Annotated in this window: 14 protein-coding genes and 1 pseudogene; 12 read left to right on the forward strand and 3 right to left on the reverse strand. The window is 45.6% G+C overall.

Annotated features, from left to right (window positions below):
* Positions 1-132: 132 nt before the first annotated feature.
* The 8 genes and pseudogenes from RCO25_RS00005 to RCO25_RS00040 all read left to right on the forward strand — a co-directional run.
* A pseudogene (locus tag RCO25_RS00005) lies at positions 133-963 on the forward strand (extracellular solute-binding protein); the annotation flags it as partial.
* A gap of 89 nt (positions 964-1,052) precedes the next feature.
* On the forward strand, positions 1,053-2,003 hold the full coding sequence (locus tag RCO25_RS00010; RefSeq protein ID WP_374992040.1) for a carbohydrate ABC transporter permease: 951 nt from the start codon (positions 1,053-1,055) through the stop codon (positions 2,001-2,003).
* Entirely contained in the window at positions 2,000-2,839 is an 840-nt protein-coding gene (locus RCO25_RS00015) for a carbohydrate ABC transporter permease (RefSeq protein WP_308994103.1), read from the forward strand. The genes RCO25_RS00010 and RCO25_RS00015 overlap by 4 nt, the downstream gene beginning before the upstream one ends.
* Positions 2,840-3,153: 314 nt before the next feature.
* Positions 3,154-4,014, forward strand: coding sequence for an AraC family transcriptional regulator (locus RCO25_RS00020; RefSeq protein ID WP_308994104.1), 861 nt, complete (start codon positions 3,154-3,156; stop codon positions 4,012-4,014).
* Positions 4,015-4,103: 89 nt separating this feature from the next.
* On the forward strand, positions 4,104-4,466 hold the full coding sequence (locus tag RCO25_RS00025; RefSeq protein WP_308994105.1) for a VOC family protein: 363 nt from the start codon (positions 4,104-4,106) through the stop codon (positions 4,464-4,466).
* Positions 4,467-4,552: 86 nt separating this feature from the next.
* The gene (locus RCO25_RS00030; protein ID WP_308994106.1) at positions 4,553-4,966 is read left to right on the forward strand and encodes an NUDIX hydrolase; all 414 of its coding nucleotides are present in this window, start codon (positions 4,553-4,555) and stop codon (positions 4,964-4,966) included.
* A 126-nt stretch (positions 4,967-5,092) separates the two neighbouring features.
* A complete protein-coding gene (locus tag RCO25_RS00035) occupies positions 5,093-5,800 on the forward strand; it encodes a DNA alkylation repair protein (protein WP_308994107.1) in 708 nt (235 codons plus the stop codon).
* Between the two features lie 457 nt (positions 5,801-6,257).
* Complete coding sequence (locus RCO25_RS00040) at positions 6,258-6,782, forward strand: P-loop nucleotide/nucleoside kinase family protein (protein WP_308994108.1); 525 nt, start codon at positions 6,258-6,260, stop codon at positions 6,780-6,782.
* A gap of 171 nt (positions 6,783-6,953) precedes the next feature.
* Here the strand turns inward: RCO25_RS00040 and RCO25_RS00045 are convergent, their stop codons facing one another.
* Positions 6,954-9,470, reverse strand: coding sequence for an S-layer homology domain-containing protein (locus tag RCO25_RS00045; RefSeq protein WP_308994109.1), 2,517 nt, complete (start codon positions 9,468-9,470; stop codon positions 6,954-6,956).
* A gap of 293 nt (positions 9,471-9,763) precedes the next feature.
* Here RCO25_RS00045 and RCO25_RS00050 point away from each other — a divergent pair, with 293 nt between their 5' ends.
* The 3 genes from RCO25_RS00050 to RCO25_RS00060 all read left to right on the forward strand — a co-directional run bounded on the left by RCO25_RS00050 (position 9,764) and on the right by RCO25_RS00060 (position 14,395).
* Complete coding sequence (locus RCO25_RS00050; RefSeq protein WP_308994110.1) at positions 9,764-12,058, forward strand: AraC family transcriptional regulator; 2,295 nt, start codon at positions 9,764-9,766, stop codon at positions 12,056-12,058.
* 60 nt (positions 12,059-12,118) lie between these two features.
* On the forward strand, positions 12,119-13,717 hold the full coding sequence (locus tag RCO25_RS00055; RefSeq protein ID WP_308994111.1) for an extracellular solute-binding protein: 1,599 nt from the start codon (positions 12,119-12,121) through the stop codon (positions 13,715-13,717).
* A gap of 177 nt (positions 13,718-13,894) precedes the next feature.
* Positions 13,895-14,395: a shikimate kinase gene (locus RCO25_RS00060; protein WP_308994112.1), complete on the forward strand. Its 501-nt coding sequence runs from the start codon at positions 13,895-13,897 to the stop codon at positions 14,393-14,395.
* 109 nt (positions 14,396-14,504) lie between these two features.
* Here RCO25_RS00060 and RCO25_RS00065 read toward each other — a convergent pair whose 3' ends face one another.
* A complete protein-coding gene (locus RCO25_RS00065; RefSeq protein ID WP_308994113.1) occupies positions 14,505-15,401 on the reverse strand; it encodes a helix-turn-helix domain-containing protein in 897 nt (298 codons plus the stop codon).
* A gap of 47 nt (positions 15,402-15,448) precedes the next feature.
* Positions 15,449-16,222 carry a phytanoyl-CoA dioxygenase family protein gene (locus tag RCO25_RS00070; RefSeq protein ID WP_308994114.1) on the reverse strand — a complete coding sequence of 258 codons (774 nt, stop codon included), beginning with the start codon at positions 16,220-16,222 and terminating at the stop codon, positions 15,449-15,451.
* Positions 16,223-16,588: 366 nt separating this feature from the next.
* Here RCO25_RS00070 and RCO25_RS00075 point away from each other — a divergent pair, with 366 nt between their 5' ends.
* The gene (locus tag RCO25_RS00075; protein ID WP_308994115.1) at positions 16,589-17,515 is read left to right on the forward strand and encodes a phosphotransferase family protein; all 927 of its coding nucleotides are present in this window, start codon (positions 16,589-16,591) and stop codon (positions 17,513-17,515) included.

Raw genomic sequence — 17,515 nt, forward strand, 5'->3', positions numbered from 1 at the left:
ACACTCTCACTTTACCAAACGAAGCGGTGTTTTTCTATTTTTCAATATCTGTATTGAACTCACCGTATATTTAGTCACATCATGCTGTTAAGCCGGTTTTCGCTCTGCGAAAGTTGAGTTAATAAGACGGCGGCTGACAAGCTGGGTGTACCGACCGACATTCAATGGGACTGGGACAGATTGTACGAGGAAGGGAAAAAACTGCATGAGAAGGACAACTCGAAGTACTTGATGCTTGCCGATCATGGCGTGTTGATGCAGGATTTCACGAATATGCTGAAGCAGCGTACGGGTGCGCAATGGATCAATGAAGATTTTACGTTGGGTTTCACGACAGAGGAAGCGACCGAAGCGCTCGCTTGGATCGATAAAGCGATGAAAGCGGGGGTTTATCAGCCGCTTGGTGAAGCGGATCTGTTTATCGGCAAGACCGAACAAAATACGAAGTGGATCAATCAAGACATTCCGATCATCTCGGCTATGAGCAGCACGCTTCAATCGCTTCGTTCCGTATTACCGGATGACGTAGAAATCACAACGGCGCTCCCGGTCATTGACAAAAACGCAAAAAACTCGGCTGTCTTGGTTCGTCCATCGCAATTGATCACCGTGAACGGCAAGTCGAAGCATAAGGAAGAAGCAGTTAAATTTCTTAACTGGCTGATGAACGACGCGGAAGCAGCCGTTATTCTGGGAGACGTTCGCTCCATACCTGCATCGTCCCCGGCACAGAAAGCGGCAGTCGAAGCAGGAAAGATCGACCCTTCGATTACGAATGCAGTCGAGATGGGACTGAAGAACGCAGGCATCGTCGATAACGCAATCGCAATGAACTCGGAAGTATCAGCTATTCTGCAGGATGTCATCGAACAGGTGGCCTTCGGCAAGTCCTCTCCGGAAGCGGCAGCCAAGGAACTTGCGAGCAATCTGGAGAAGAAGCTGACCGAGCTGAAGAGCAGATAGTTAAATGACAAATAGGTGAATTGTAATTTTAATTAGAGCGGTACGCCGGATTCGGCGGAATTTAAATGGGCAACATGATGCAATATGCTATGCTGCCGGCGTGCCAACTCTTGATAACGATCGGAAAGAAGGAGCGTGAGCCTGTGTTCAGAAGAAGAAGCAACTATCGCTATATCGGACTGTTATACGTTCTTCCATGGATTTTGGGGCTGCTCGTTTTTCAATTGTATCCGTTTATCGCATCGTTCTATTATTCCTTAACGGATTACAATATGGTCAATCCCCCGAAATACATCGGTCTGGACAATTATAAACAAATTTTCACAGCGGATCCCGGCTTCACGAAGTCGCTTAGCGTAACGTCGATTTATGTGATTCTTGCCGTTCCGGTCAAGCTGGCATTCGCGTTATTCATAGCATTGATCCTAAGCGCAAAGCTGAAGGGAATCAATTTGTTCCGAACGGTCTATTACTTACCCTCAATATTGGGAGGCAGCGTAGCCATATCGGTATTGTGGCGCTTCCTGTTCATGAAGGAAGGGGTTGTAAATAGTCTGCTTGCTAATTTCGGCATCAGCCCTGTAGATTGGCTGGGCAATCCGGATATCGCACTGTACACACTCGGCTTGCTATCCGTTTGGCAATTCGGCTCGTCAATGGTGCTGTTTCTGGCGGGTATACAACAGATTCCGGGAGATCTGTACGAAGCAGGCGCGATTGATGGCGCATCGAAGACCCGTATGTTCTTTAGAATAACGGTACCGCTGCTGACGCCAATTGTATTGTTCAATCTGGTTATGCAAATGGTTAACGCTTTTCAGGAATTTACCGGCGCATTCGTCATTACGAACGGTGGTCCTATGAAATCAACTTATTTGTATGCCTTGAAGCTATACGAGGAAGCCTTCACCTTCTTCAGGATGGGGTACGCGTCGGCGTTGTCATGGGTATTGTTCGCGATCATAATGATCGTGACCGGCATTATTTTCAAAACCTCTAACCGCTGGGTGTACTACGAAGACGGAGGTAAATCGAAATGATGCATGCTCGCTCGAACAAATGGCCTTCATATTTGCTGTTGATATTGTTAGGTTTTGTGATGGTATATCCGTTAATATGGCTGTTCGTATCTTCATTCAAGACGAATCAAGACATTTTTGGCTCCAGCAAGCTGTTCGCCGATACCTATGTCTGGAACTCCTATTCGTTAGGCTGGGCTGGTACCGGGCAATATGGATTTCAAGAATTCTTCTTGAATACAATGAAGCTCGTCGTGCCAACCGTCGTGTTCACGATCCTATCGAGCGTTATCGTCGCTTACGGATTCGCAAGATTCAACTTCCCGCTGCGCACGCCGCTGTTCTCCATCATGATGGCGACTTTGATGCTGCCGGATGCAACGGTGATGATTCCGAGGTACATCTTGTTCAATAAGCTTGGCTGGCTGGATACCTATCTTCCGTTTATCGTGCCATCGTTATTTGCAACTTCGGCCTTTTTCGTCTATATGCTTATCCAGTTTTTCAGAGGCTTGCCTCGTGACTTAGACGAATCAGCTACGATCGACGGTTGCAACTCGTTCATGGTTTTAGTAAGGGTACTCCTGCCGTTATGCAAGCCTGCAATTTTTTCTGTAGGTATTTTCCAGTTCATATGGACCTGGAATGACTTCTTCAATTCAATCATTTACATTAGCAGCGTTAAGAAGTTCACGGTTTCTCTTGGCCTGCGCCTATCGCTCGACGCTTCCTCTGCTGTGTCTTGGAATCAGGTGTTGGCAATGTCCGTCGTCAGCGTCGTTCCTTGTATTTTATTGTTCTTCTTGGCTCAGAAATATTTCGTTGAAGGAATTTCGACCACCGGATTAAAAGGATAAGAAGGCAAGAATGAATATTACAACCTTAGCCCGGTACTCAACCGGACTAAGGTTGTTTAGTTTTTTCTGAAAACGCTCGTTGTTATAAAACTGTAATGCTGGAATGATAGAGATAAATATAGACAAAGCGTAGTATTAACTTTGGAAGATTTATATAATATTGCTGAGCCAACAGGCAGTTTATTTTAATATCAAACGCAGTAAAAGGTTTACTGGAGCTGTTTTCATGTCAGCGTCTGTCAAACGACCGCACACAATGACAGGATGGTATCACCAAACCCTGATAACATGTTCTTAGAGAGGAGCTTTTGCGAATGGAATGGCTGAATCGAATGATGTCGGCGCTCGACTTGATGGAAGCGAAGATGGAAGAGCCGTTGGATATCGCAGAGCTTGCGAAGGCAGCGTACTCCTCACCTTATCACTTCCAGCGCATGTTTTATATGCTGACAGGCATGACTGTGGCTCAGTACGTAAGGAAACGACGTTTGACCTTGGCGGCGCAAGAGCTTGCTCTGTCCGGTCCGAAGGTGATCGATATCGCGATGAAATATTGTTACGATTCACCTGAGTCGTTCTCCAAGGCGTTCCGCAAGCTGCACGGCATTTCACCTTCTGACGCCCGGCATCCCGGCATTCAACTGAAGGCCTTCCCTCGCATCTCCTTCCACCTATCACTGAAGGGAGACAAAGAAATGGACTACAGAATTGTGCAAAAAGAGGCGTTTACCGTCGTAGGAAAATCGATCCAAACATCCACTATGGAGGGAGAGAATTCAACGGAAATCCCGAAATTTTGGCGAGATAGTCATGCGGACGGTACTGTCGGAAGAATTGCTGCCCTAGGAAAAACCGACGAAATGCTTGGACTCTGCTATGATACGCAGCAGGATAGCGGGGGCTTTAAATACGCGATTGCGGTAGAGATTGATGCGGCAGTGTCCGACAACGGGTTCGAATTAATACAGATTCCGGCAGCCACGTGGGCTGTATTTAGTTCCATCGGTTCGATGCCTGGTGCGATCCAAGAGGTTTGGGGCCGCATCTACCAGGAATGGTTCCCCACTACGGGATATGAACAGGCCGAGGGGCCCGATTTCGAGCTTTACCCGCCGGGAGATACGATGTCGGAAGATTATCGCTGCGAGGTATGGGTTCCGATTGTAAAAAAATAAAAACGAAGCCCGGTGTCCTGAACTTCAGGAAACCACCGGGCTTTAAACATCGGAATCTTTGGTTATTAGGCCTAAAAGGGAGGGAACTTGTGAAGGTTACTAAGCTTCGGCCATTTATTCCATCAGGCAAAGATTATAAACTTGCACAGAGTTTTTTTGAAGATCTTGGTTTTGAGAAAGTCTACTCCGACGACGGATTGAGTATCTTTCGAATTGGGGAACAGGAATTCTTTCTTCAAAATTTTCATAATCAAGAATTCCAAGATAACTACATGGTAGAACTCGTAGTTGAGGATTTAGACGGTTGGTGGTCACTCATACAAACCGTTGCTTTAGAGAAGAATTATCCTATTAAGGCAAAGGAACCCACAATGTATCCATGGGGAAAACGTGAGATCAATCTGATAGATCCCTCTGGTGTATGCTGGCATATTTCAGAAGTAAAGAAATAAAGATTACGAAAACGATCTTGAAATTGAACTATCGGGTAACTGTTAGTTTAACCATCAGGATATCTTTTTTGTTGGGTGGTTAAAAAATGGATGAAATCGCTTATGGAGGAATCGTTTTTAATAATGCCGGTGAGGTGTTGATGAGAAGTCCCAGCGGATTCTGGGGAGGGTACGTTTGGACTTTTGCCAAAGGGGGAAAGGATCCACAAGATCAATCTCCTGAATACACAGCATTGAGAGAAGTGCGAGAAGAAACGGGATATGTTTGTGAAGTTATTGCACCGATCCCAGGGGCGTTTGAATCAGATACCTGTGTTACAAAGTATTTTTTATTAAGACCAACAGGAAGAGTACATAATTATGATCATGAAACACAGGAAGTTCGATGGGTAAGCAAGGCAGAGGCATTTGAGTTAATAAGTCTGACTAGAACTGAAAAGGGACGATTAAGAGATACCAACGCTCTTAAAAGTGCCATAGAAGTATTGCAGTCATTTTAGGGCATCCATTAGCACCAATAAAGCAGTGAAGAGTCTGAAGAAGACAAATGCAGTACACTATCGCTGTCCAGTATGTGTTTATGATAAAATTAATAAAATCCTTCAAAAATAAGGAAGTGTTAAATAATGAATTTCGAAATGGTTATGCAGGAGCTTGAAGCTCTCGGCAAGGAACGAACCAAGAAAATCTACATATCAAATGGCGCGCATGAACCACTTTTTGGTGTGGCTACAGGTGAAATGAAGCCCATCGCCAAAAAAATTAAAAAAAACCAACCGTTGGCTGAGCAGCTTTACACAACGGGGAATTACGACGCCATGTATTTTGCTGGCGTAATTGCAGATCCGAAAGCAATGACTGAAGCTGATTTTGAGCGTTGGATAGATTCGGCTTATTTTTATATGCTTTCTGATTATGTAGTGGCAGTAACCTTGGCAGAAACAGATATTGCACAAGAAGTTGCCGATAAATGGATCGCAAGCGGCGAAGAGCTGAGAATGTCAGCGGGCTGGAGTTGTTACTGCTGGCTTTTGGGTAACCGACCGGACGGTGAATTTTCCGAAAGCAAACTTGCCAATATGCTTGAAATTGTGCAAAATACGATTCGCGATTCTCCCGAACGAACAAAATACGCTATGAATAATTATCTTTACACAGTGGGGGTATCCTATTTGCCACTCCATGATATGGCGGTCGAAATCGCAAAGGCAGTAGGTCCAGTAGAAGTGAATCAGGACAAGAAAAAAAGTAAGTTTATATTCGCTTCAGGAAATATTCAAAAGGCAGTAGATAAAGGGCAAATTGGTTTCAAACGCAAATATGTAAGGTGTTAAACTAATTAGAAAGGAGCACTTTGCTGCGGCAATTGCTCCTTTGCTTTATTAAGCTGACTGGCAGATTAGTTTGAGGAGGAGAATTTTATACTTATTAGAAAACTTATTGAGGAAGATCTAGAACACTGTATATCCTTATTTATTGAAATATTTAACCAACCTCCTTGGAATAATAAATGGACATTCGACGTTGCTAAACAATTGTTCAAAGACTTTTGAGAGACACCTATTGCAACGATACTCGGGAAAGAAAAGCAATGGTGGAGAGGTAAGGAATATTTACATTTGCACCAGCCTACAATTTCTATTTAAGAAGAGAATTCAAAGAAAATCAAACAGTAAGACTGTTGTATAAAAATATCTGAGGTCCTGATAAGTTATTCAACTAACGGGACACGATAGCAATACCGAAGAGATGTACTAGACAATGAAAAATAGGATCGAGAGGATTTTAGAAATGAAAGAAGAAGATAAAAAAAACATGATATATCTTATATCTGGTCCGTTGGGGGTTGGTAAATCCACGACTTCGAAAGAACTTGCTCGCAATGTTAAGCATTGCGTTCTTATTGAGGGTGATGTGCTTCTTCATATGTTTAAAGGTGAATTACAACATTCATGGGAAGAACGCTTAAGTCTTACATGGGAAAACATCTTGGCTTTAACGAGAAATTTTATTCAAAATGATTTAAATGTAGTAATTGATTTTGTAGTGGAGGATGAGCTTGATTGGTTTTGTAAACATTTATCAGATTTAAATGTGAGACTAAAGTATGTTGTACTGATAGCAGATAAAGAAAAGTTAATCGAACGTCTAAGCATAAGGGGGGACATTGATTCCTTAGAACGCTCTTTATTTTTATTGAACAAAATGCAAATGTCACATTCTAATAACAAATTTATTTACGACACCACCCTAAAACAACCAGCAGAGACGGTAGAAGAAATCATCAATAACTCTGGTTTTAATAGGTTTGGTTGAACTGACGAAACCAATACCAGTTAACAAAAGCTCCAGAAACGATACTATCGAATTGTCTCTTCAAGGCATTGAATGAGAGAAGGCTAATGCGAGGGTCTATTAATAAGACAAAGAGCGAGATGGCTCGTCGTTAAATGAGCCATCTCACTTTTCTTTGTTATTTAGGACTTTTTATAACCCTTCAATTAACGCCTTGATCGAGCTGTCGCTCTCTAGAGCTCGGATAATGAGCGTCACCGCTTCAGCGCGAGTAGTCGTGCTATTAGGTGCGAATAAAGAGGTTGAAATCCCTTGTACAAGAGTGGCTGAAGACGCCAGCTCAATTTCATTCGCAGCCCAGTAGGTGTTGCTCACGTCTGTAAAGTTGGTTGGCTCGCCGGTCGCTAACACGTCAAGGTTCAGCACGCGGGCAATGATCACCACCATCTCGGCACGGGAGATAGCTTCGCTAGGTTTAAAGCTGCCATCCGCATAACCGGTTACGACCTCCTTCTCCGCCAAGGCGCCGATGTAACCAATGGCCCAATTAGAGCCCGTATCGTTGAAGGTAGCCGAGGCTGGATTTAATGTCAGTGCGAATGCACGGGCAATTATGCCAGCGAACTCTGCCCTTGTGATAGACGCGTTCGGACGGAACGTATTATCCAAGTACCCAGTTATGATACCCAGCTTCACTGCTTTCGCAATGGCGCTGCTGCCCCAATGATTGCTAACATCGATGAACGATTTGTTACCATTATTCGTTGCTGCGATGGCGTCGCTCACCGCTTTCAGTACCGCTTCCCGGCTAACAACGTTGGATTGGAACGGATTCAATTTAGTCTCAGGCTTCTGTGTGCCTTCGGTCTCATTGTCGTCCGTGCCGTTAGAGGAACCTGAACCTGGAGTACCCGTCGAGGTAGTAAGGTTCAGCACAATCCGGTCGGATTGGTAAACAACCGTAGCATTATACGAGCTTGGCAAGCCATAAACCTTAACAGCGGAGAATTGTCCGGTCCGTTGATCCACGTCATGGCTGATCAAGGTGATGTCTCCCGTGCTCGGCACGTAGTTGTCTGTGAAGTTCACTTGCAATTTCCCGTTCACATTGACCGCACCATTTGCATCAAGCACATCACCTGCGCTGGCCATATTCAGTTCGAGAGTACCTTCGGCAGCTTGAGTGAAGCTTCCACCAAAAGTCATCTTGCCCGTTACATTCTCCATAAGTGTACCACCGTTATTCAGAACATCGCCGCTGCCGAACGCCGTCGCGGATTTTCCCTCGAGCGTACCGGCATTTAGCTCAGTGCCTCCGGAATACGCATTGCTGCCCGTCAGCGTCAAAGTGCCATTTCCTTCTTTCGTCAGCTTGCCTGCACCGGCGATATCGTTCTTCCAGCTATCTGTTGCATGGAAGCCGTCTTTGTAGGCATCCATCGTCACGGTAACGTTGCTGTTAAAGGAGCCATATCCATCTGCAGCAGCAAATAGATTCAGACGTCCCCATCCTTCTGGATCATCGAGCACCGGATAGCCAGACGGCAGGCCGGTTGTAGCCAGAACTTCGCGGCGCTGCTCGTCGCTCAAGTAAGGTTGGCGAGTCTCCAGCAGCACCTCGGCGCCCTTCGGAACGACTACGGCTTCCGTTGTGGAAGCGATTGGTGTGAATCCGTAGGTCAGACGCTCTGTATATTGCTCTTTATTCCTCTCGTAATCGCTGAAGCGATCTTCTGCCGTACCGGTTTCTTGCAGCAGAATCTCATGAGCCTGATCGTACGCGGCTTGCTTAAGCTCTGCATTATCCGGGTCCGCTAAAGTGGCGGCTGCCAGCGCCGTAGCCAAGACGCGTCCGCCCATGACATCAAGCGGCGAGTGCATGCCGGCAACGACCCGGTTGTTGCCCATCTCGGAAGCGCGGGTCAGCATCTCTTGGAACCGTTCAGGCACAGTATAAGCTAGTGCCAGCGAGGCGAGATATGAGGCGTTCGTATGACCGCTCGGGAAGCCGCCATCCGTTTCCGGCTTGGTGGTATTTCTCGCAGGAACCAGCGTAGGCACGATGACAGAAGTATCAAGCCAACGCCATGGACGCATATAGCTGTAAAAGTTTTTAGCCGGCGTAGTCGAAGCATAGTTGCCGCGCAGCGTGCCAATCAGGTCGACCATTTTGCCGAGCTCGGAGTCCGAATTGCCGCCTTTATTGGCACCGTTCCCGTCATCGTACTTGACCGTCGTGGCGTCGTCCGGGATGCTCGTAATCGTGGTGAACGTTCCTGTTTTCTCTCGGTACACATCTGCAAGCGTTCCAAGACCGTCAAAGGCACCGTAGGTTTGGTTGCGTCGGTCGTCGTAATAAGCTGCGATCTCATCTTCCTCCGTACGGGCTTCAGCTAGATCAGCCACGTACTGGATATTGTAGTCCAGAACTTCGCTGTTCAGCTTGGTGCCGTTATCCCACGAAGATCCTGGCGTCCAGAGATCCAGGAACCCGGACAGCACTCCAATCGTCGGGTTGGACTCGACCGTTATATTAGCGGAGGAGTTGTTCTTGTAGCTATCGACAAAGTGTCCCCATGCCGGAGCTTGGGGCAGTCCGACAGAAGATTCGGCCGGAGCGGCCATGGCGTAACTTCCTGCCACGGGATTGAGCAGCAATAACACGCCCATCGTAACAGATAACAGCTTTTTTTGGGATTTGACTTTCAAATCGAATCGACTCCTGTCTTTTGATATTTAGAACCGATTCATAGGAAGGGGTGAACGACCTGTGCCGCTCTGCATCACCTTGCCGAATGGGATCGGAATCGGTCTCAATGTAGCATTGGGGCGCGCCATACATCAATATAACAATTTCTCTTTTATATCAGTTTGGGAGGAATAGGGATAATATTTTACACTCACCTAATAAAATGCGGATAGTATTTTACATTGGTTTAATAAAGATGCAGGATAATTGAGTTAATGACGAAGGAAACTCTCAGAGGGATAAGGGGGACAATATGAAAAAATGGAATTCCGTATTTGCTAACCTAGCTATTTCCTATATATCCATTGTTCTCATCATCGTGCTCCTGCTCTGTTCTATCTTCTATGTTTACTTCTCGAGAAACTATAAGGAAGAGTTGCGCGACAGAAATCAGCTGATTCTGGAGAACACGGCCCAAACGATTGAAACGGCAGTGTTCCAAAGAGCTCAGCAGATTTATTTGGATATTTCCCTTAACCAAAACATAAATGTACGACTGCTTGCTGACTCTTCCTTACAGAGCAATCATAGCAAGGTGATTGACCTGCAAGAATTTCTTAAATCGGAGGTCATCAGCAACTCGGACGTCGTACAAGCCGTGCATCTGTATTACCCTGGACAAAATGTCATGTTATCGTCGCTCTATGGGTTGAATTTCAATGTCGACCAAGATAGCCGCATCGCTAACCTAGCGGACTGGATTGACGGGATGCGAAGCAATAAACAGAGCAGCCTCTGGACGCCGACGCGCTTGGTCCCTAAGGATATTTATTCGAACCTATCTGACGGTGGAAGCAATGCATTGATGACTTACGCACATAGCTATCCCTTCCAAGTGTCAGGCGAGAACAGCGACGTCATCATTGCGATTGACGTGAAGGAAAGTGCAATAAGCGCGATTATTCATAATATGATGCCTTCACAATATGAAGGTACGTTTATTCTGAATCATTCCGGTAACACGATATCGGATGCGGATAAAGGAAAACTAGTACAGGGTAATTATGACACCAGTAAGATCAGGGGGGAGGCCAAGAGCTATAGCGGAACCATTGACCAGAATTCCCACGTCGTTTCCTATCAAACCTTCCCATCGACCGGATGGAAAATTTTTAGCGTCGTGCCTTCCAGCTCTTTCTATGAAAAATCGATTTTCATACAAAAGCTGATCCTGAGCATCTGTTTGTTGGCCATTCTGGTAGGCATCGTATTGTCCGGAATTCTGGCTAGGGCGAATTACAGCCCAATCAAACGGTTGACGGCCAAAATAAGAGGGTTAATGGACCACTCGTCCGAGCATGTCACCAATGAGTACAGGCTGATCGACACGGCCTTCGTCAAGCTGAATGATAAAGTCAATAGCCTGGAAGAGACGCTGGAAGCCAATAGCTCGGTTATCAAGCACAATGTCGTCCTCAACTTGCTCCACAATTGCTATACGCGTGAGGAATGGGTTGAAGAACTTTCATTTCTAGGCCTCTCGAGCGAATACAATCGCTACTGCTGCTTAATTCTGGATTCGAGTGAAGCTTTCTCACGGTTAAGCTCCAGGAATATGCAATATGCAGTGTACCGGATTATCAACCAGTTGGAGGCCGCGTCCCTGTCTAATAGCCGCATCATTGCCGAAGCGCTTCCGGACAAGAAGGTTGTCATCATTGTTTGCGCTAATCAAGAGAGCGAGGATCTTTTGGAACAAATATCTCAATTTGTAATATCGGAGGGTCAAGAGCAGTTCTGCTTGGATGTCCAAATCTCGTGGGGTTGTTGGGTGCATGAGATGACCGATGTTCATAGGAGCTACATTGAGGCCCAAACCTTAATGAAATACGTTTATTTTCTGCCAGATACCTCCATCCTGAAGGATCGCAAGCTGCTCAATCGGGAGAACAGCCTGGATCAAATTCCGCAAGCTATTTTGGCAAAGTTCAAAGATAAATTGCACGCTCGGCAGCCGCAGGAGCTTGTAACGGCTATAGAGCAGTTGGTTACGATTATGCGGGAAGGAATGTATGCGGCAGATCATTGCCGCTTTGTTCTTGCCAATACCGTGTTCGTCTATTCCGATTATTTGAAGAGTGTTCGATATAAGCACCCCGAGCAGGAGAATCTGGATCTCTTCAACCAGTACGTCGGGCTGCACAATATCCTTTCTTTTCAAAAGTGGCTGGTGGATTCGGCAACCGGCTTTATCGCTCATATGGAGAATCGCAATAGCGAGCGTGCGGTCTCCAGTATAGAATTGGCCAAGCAATACATTCATGACCATCTCTCGGGGGATCTGTCCCTGGAGGCGGTCTCCACGAAGGTATTACTCAGTCCTAAATATTTAAGCACACTATTTAAGGAAGAGATAGGCGTCACCTATACCGAATATGTCACCAGTCATCGAATGGAGAAAGCCAAAGCCTTACTTGGGCAAAACAACATGACAATCGAGCAAATTGCAAATACGGTCGGCTACGCAACGGCTGCTTATTTTATCAAGAGGTTCAAAGAAATGCATGGGTGCACGCCGGGGAATTACTTGCGCAACATTGCTAAGTAAGTATAGTCGCTTCAGCCCGATGGAAGCAGGGGACTGATGGTAAGGGAGAGAGGTTGTCTGATGGCAAAGAAGGAATTACGGTGCAATATGATCATTTATCTTATTGGTACAGTTTTGTTGGGCATTGTTAGCGGCTGTGCAGGAACCACGTTGTCCCCCTCTGCAGCAGAAACATTGCAGGCCCCCACAGCTTCTGGCGCCACCCGGTATGATATCTCCTGGACGATGCATCAGAACCTTCCCGTCTCCGAAGATGCGGAGATGGTTCGGTATGTAGAACAGAAATTTAATGTCAATCTGGACTTCTGGAATCTGGAGAACAATAAATATGAAGCGCTTCTGGACATCAAGCTGGCTCAGGGCTCGATTCCCGATTTGTTCAGGATCAGACAGCCTCAGGATATTCTCAAGTATCAACAGCAAGGCGTGCTGGCCGATATTCCGGAGGAGATGCTGGATAAGTACGCTCCGAACATAATGAAGGCTATTAAGGAAAATGCGCCCGACTATCAGGATTATGGAAAAATTAACGGGAAATATTATGGCATTCCTGTCATTAATCCTACGAACATTTATCGGATCCCCATCGTCTATCGCAAAGATTGGTTGGATAAGCTCGGCCTGACGGTTCCTGAGACGCTGTCCGATTTCGAGAAGGTCATCTATGCATTCACGAATGAGGATCCGGATGGCAACGGCAAAAAGGATACCTATGGTCTGTCCAGCGAAGGCATGAACGTCGTCTTCGGCGCCTTCGGGCAGATCGTCTTTGCCGACCAGCTCTATTTTGGAGTAAAGGAAAAGGAGTTGGTTATTGGTGCCTTGCAGCCGGAGATGAAGGAGGCGCTACAATATCTTAGCAAATGGTATCGGGACGGTGTCATTGATCCGGAGTTTATTACTGGGGAGAACAAGGGAGGCTACAAGCATCTCTCTCATTCCTTTATCAATGGAACGATCGGCATGACATCCATGGGCAATTATTATCATTGGATTCAAGAAGGTGATTATCTAATATGGAATTCGAATGGCGAGGAGACTCCTGTAGAAGCGGCATTTAACGTGAAGGAATTAACCGCTATAAATCAGCACGCCCAAATCGTGTTCGGTCAGCCCTTTAGCGGACCGGATGGCAAACGAGGCTCAAAAGCCTATGATATGCTCATGAGCTTTACGGCGATCGGAGCCGACGCCGCCAAAGAGCCGGGCAAGATGGAGATGATCCTTCAAATCCTTGACTATGTCAGTGCAAATCCCGACCAGGACGAAGCTGCTTCAATGAAGTATGGGGTCCAGGGAACGCATTGGCAATGGGCTAACGCCTCCAGGGAAGATGTTATTCTGGTTTCTCCTTATGACAAGACGTTCAGCTATCAGAACACGATTGGTACCGGTTTAGGCATGACTGTTCCCCTTATGCCTACGGAACCAAGAGAGAAATGGGCAGCAACCTTGGGCTTAGATCAGGACGGAATCTACAATGCGTTGGAGGTAGCGACACCCTCCCTAATCCAATCGGGGCCTGAGTTAATAAAGCTAAAAAACAAAGCCTACATCTCAATTATTACAGGGGACAAACCATTGGAGTATTTCGACGAATTCGTTAAGGATTTTATGGCGGCCGGTGGAACTTGTGTGTTGCAGGAAGCAAATGACTGATATAGCCAGTAGACCATGATACCCAATTAACAGACAGCCGTTATAATCTCATTATTGCTTATGTGCTCAATATGGAATCGCTAAAGTGCAGTATAACGTTATTCTGTGAAGGATATTTTTGGGGAATTTCGAATGGTTTAACGACACTAATACCAGTTAACAAAAGTGAGGAAGAATATGAATATAGTTCTTATAGGTATGTCCGGAGCTGGTAAAAGCACTTTAGGAGTATTGCTTGCAAAAGCTTTAGGAATGGATTATGTGGATACAGATATTGTTATACAACAACATGAAGACAGGTTGTTACAAGATATCATTGATAATGATGGTATTGAAAAATTTATGGAAGTCGAAGAAAAAATTGTGTCTGAATTGCAACTGGAAAATTGCATTATATCTACAGGTGGAAGTGTTATATATTCAGAAAAAACAATGAATGTCCTTAAACAGGAGGGACAGATTATTTATTTACATGTTCCATATGAAGAAATCAAAAGGAGACTAAAAAACATAACAACCAGAGGCATTGTAATAAAAAAAGGAAATAGTCTTAAGGACGTTTACGAGGAAAGAGTTCCTCTATACATCAAGTATAGTGATAAAACTTTTGATTGCTCAAATAAGGATATAGAAAATTGTGTTAGTGAAATTATAGAGAAAATGAAGTCATTGCGATAATATCTCTTAACATTAATGACGAAATAAATCTAATCAGTGATATTAAATCATACTCTTCTTTGTAGTACTGTTCTCCGATTCATGCGACCTCTCCTATCGTGTAGATTTTTTACTTAGAGATCGTTCTATTTGGTTGCTTGCGCAGCTGACCGGGGGTAACCCCGGTCTTTTTTTTGAATTGCTTATTAAAGAAGCTAAGGTCGTCGAATCCGACATTCTGCGCAATTGTGGCGATTTTGTCGTCGGTGTACAGGATGGCTTCCTGGGCGATACTCAAACGGATTTCATTACGATATTCGATGAAGGTTCTCCTTGTGTACATCTTGAATTTGGCAGAGAACACAGACGCACTCATGCCGCAAATATGGCTAATTTGCTCCAACGTGAGAGGTTGGGCGTAGTGACGGTGGATGAAATCGACGATCATCTGCAGACTTTGTTCGTCGGGAACAGCTTCCTTGGGACGCTCCATCTGTTGATAGTAACGGCTTAAAGAGATAAACAGCTGGATCATGGATGTCTTGATCATCGTTTGGTAGCCTAAACTCCGGTTGTTCTGCTCTGCGATCAGTTTGTCCAGAATGCTGCTGATCTCTAGCTGCTGGCTCGTTCGCAGACTGAGCCGCGATACGAATCGTGCATTGTTGCGGAGGAAGGGTTCGACATAGAAGAAGTCGACGAAGGGCGTAACCGAAGACATGGTGTCCAGCTCGTTCTTGAGCAGAGATGGCATGAACAAGACGTTGCAGATAACGAGCTTCCCGGCGGGCCCGACCCGGTAGGCATGCACCATATCGGGCTCGATAATGAACACGTCGCCAGCGCGAATGGCATAGTAGTCCCCGTGGTTATAGCTGTGCTCACCGGAGCCTTCCGCCACGTACGCCAACTCGGTAAATTCGTGGGAGTGCTCGGCAACCGCTTCGTCCGGCGCAATGACGTAGTATCCTGCGTAAAACGGAAAGTCGGGGTTGTCGAAATATTGTTTGCTAAGAATCCGGGTCATAGGCTTCACTTCATTTCCGAAGAAGATCGCTTGTCGCGGCCCGCCGGTTATTTGGCCAGCAGGGGCAACGTTCCTGCTTTGATTCTAGCATTGATTTCGAGTCCCAGTCCATCAGTGACAATATGCTTCTTCCCGTTGTAGGTCGTTCCGTCCGGCATGTAGATGATTGCCAGCACGCGACGTGGCCTATCTGACTGATTGGAGTGGGCATAGTGGAAAGTCTGCCCGTGATGGAACGTGCAACTCCCCTTTTTCAACGGAACGACGACCGGCTTTACATGCTCCAGCTCCGTGCCGTTGACAAAATCGAAAATATTGTGCGGGTTAACTAGGTCGATGCCGGTTAATTTGCCGACTTTGTGCGAGCCGGGGATGAACATCATGCATCCGTTCTTCTCGTCGACGTCGTCGACTGTGATCCAAGCGGAGAGCGCGCCAGGTTCGTTCATTGGCCAATAGGGCAGGTCCTGATGCCAGGGAGTTGGCTTGGAATCGTGTGGCATTTTCCAGAGAGCGTGGTCGTGGAACAGGCGAACGCTCCCGCCACAAAGCTCCTTGGCCGCTTGGGCGATTCTGGCATGCAGCGAATATTTAGCCATGATGCCGTGGTCACGCCAAACGTTGACCTTCTGGTTAAGCACCTTGTAATAAGAGCCGGTGCTGACATCTGTTGCAATGGAAAGCTGAGAGCGTTCAACCATCGCTTCTTCCATCGCCTCTGTGAGCTCCGCGACCTCTTCTTGACTTAGGATATTGTCTACCTGAACGAAACCGTTCTTCTGATAGAATTCAATTTGCTCTTGCGTTACGACATGAGTCATCCGCCATCCATCCTTTCGATTGTTATGGATTTAGTGTACCACGGAGCCTCTGCCTGCTCTTGGGGGATCTTATCAGCTATTAGGTCAATCTTCTTCGGCGCATGATTACCGGTGGCTCGAGCAGCCCGGAGGGGATGAGCATATAGATTTCTTCACTATAACAGTTTAATACCAGCCACCAATAAAATTTGAATGGTAAAATAATGCTGTTGGTCACAAGTTTTATAAGGAAATCTAAGGTAGTAAGGCGGTATGGGGACCTAAATAAAATCAAACCGCTATGCAGTATCTGATGAGGTTGGGATGCCGGCTAAATTTACTCCAGTAATCAGAAGCAGACATTCTAAGGGAGAGGTGTGGGGATAGATGACTATTTACGAAAAACCAAAATTGGAGATACCAGAAGTAGAAGTTGTATTGAGTAAATATTTTGGTTCAGATGTATCTAGGGTAACGCAATTGAGTGGGGGGAATTTATGCGCTGTATTCTCCTTCTCGTCTAAAGAAAAGGAGTACGTCATCAAATTCAGTGATTTAAGCGGGGAATTTGATACGGAACGCTTTATCGCAGCTCTCTTATCGTCACAAGGCATCCCATTTCCTCATTGTCTCGGGCTAGGGAGCTTTAAATCATTGAACTACTTGATATCTGAAAAGATCAGTGGACATAATCTATCAAACTGCTCTCCTGAGCAACAACGCAGCATAATTCCAGAGCTTATTCGGATTTTGACACGAATGAATCATGTTGAACTAGGAGAAACAAACGGTTATGGAAAGATAGATTCGATTGGGAATGGTACATATCGTTCGTGGAAGGAACATGTAATTTCTTCTTTTTCTGAAGATGCAGCAATGACCTTCTGGGATGGGTGGTACAGCCTATTCCAAACCACCTGCCTTGAGAAAGATGTGTTTGATGAATGTTATAATCGTTTATTGGCTTACTCCACCTATAATGAACCGCATCGCTATTTTATCCACGGTGACTTCCATCAATGGAATATTTTATCGGATGGACAACGGATAACCGGAATTATTGATAGCAATTGCAAATATGGTGATTTTCTTGTCGATCTTGCAACCTTAGATTGGCATATGAAGGATCTCGGTGTGATCCAAGAATATCAGAATTATCAAAAACAAACGGGTATTATCATTCCTAATTTCAAGGAAAGATTAATTGGAGCCAGGTATTATAACGGTTTGATCGGATTACGTTTCTATGCGAAGATGGGGTGGAATGATACATATTTCCAACTTCGCAATGAACTTTTAAACTTGATCAATTGA

This window comes from Paenibacillus sp. LHD-38 (genome assembly GCF_031157315.1).
GTDB lineage: Bacteria > Bacillota > Bacilli > Paenibacillales > Paenibacillaceae > Pristimantibacillus.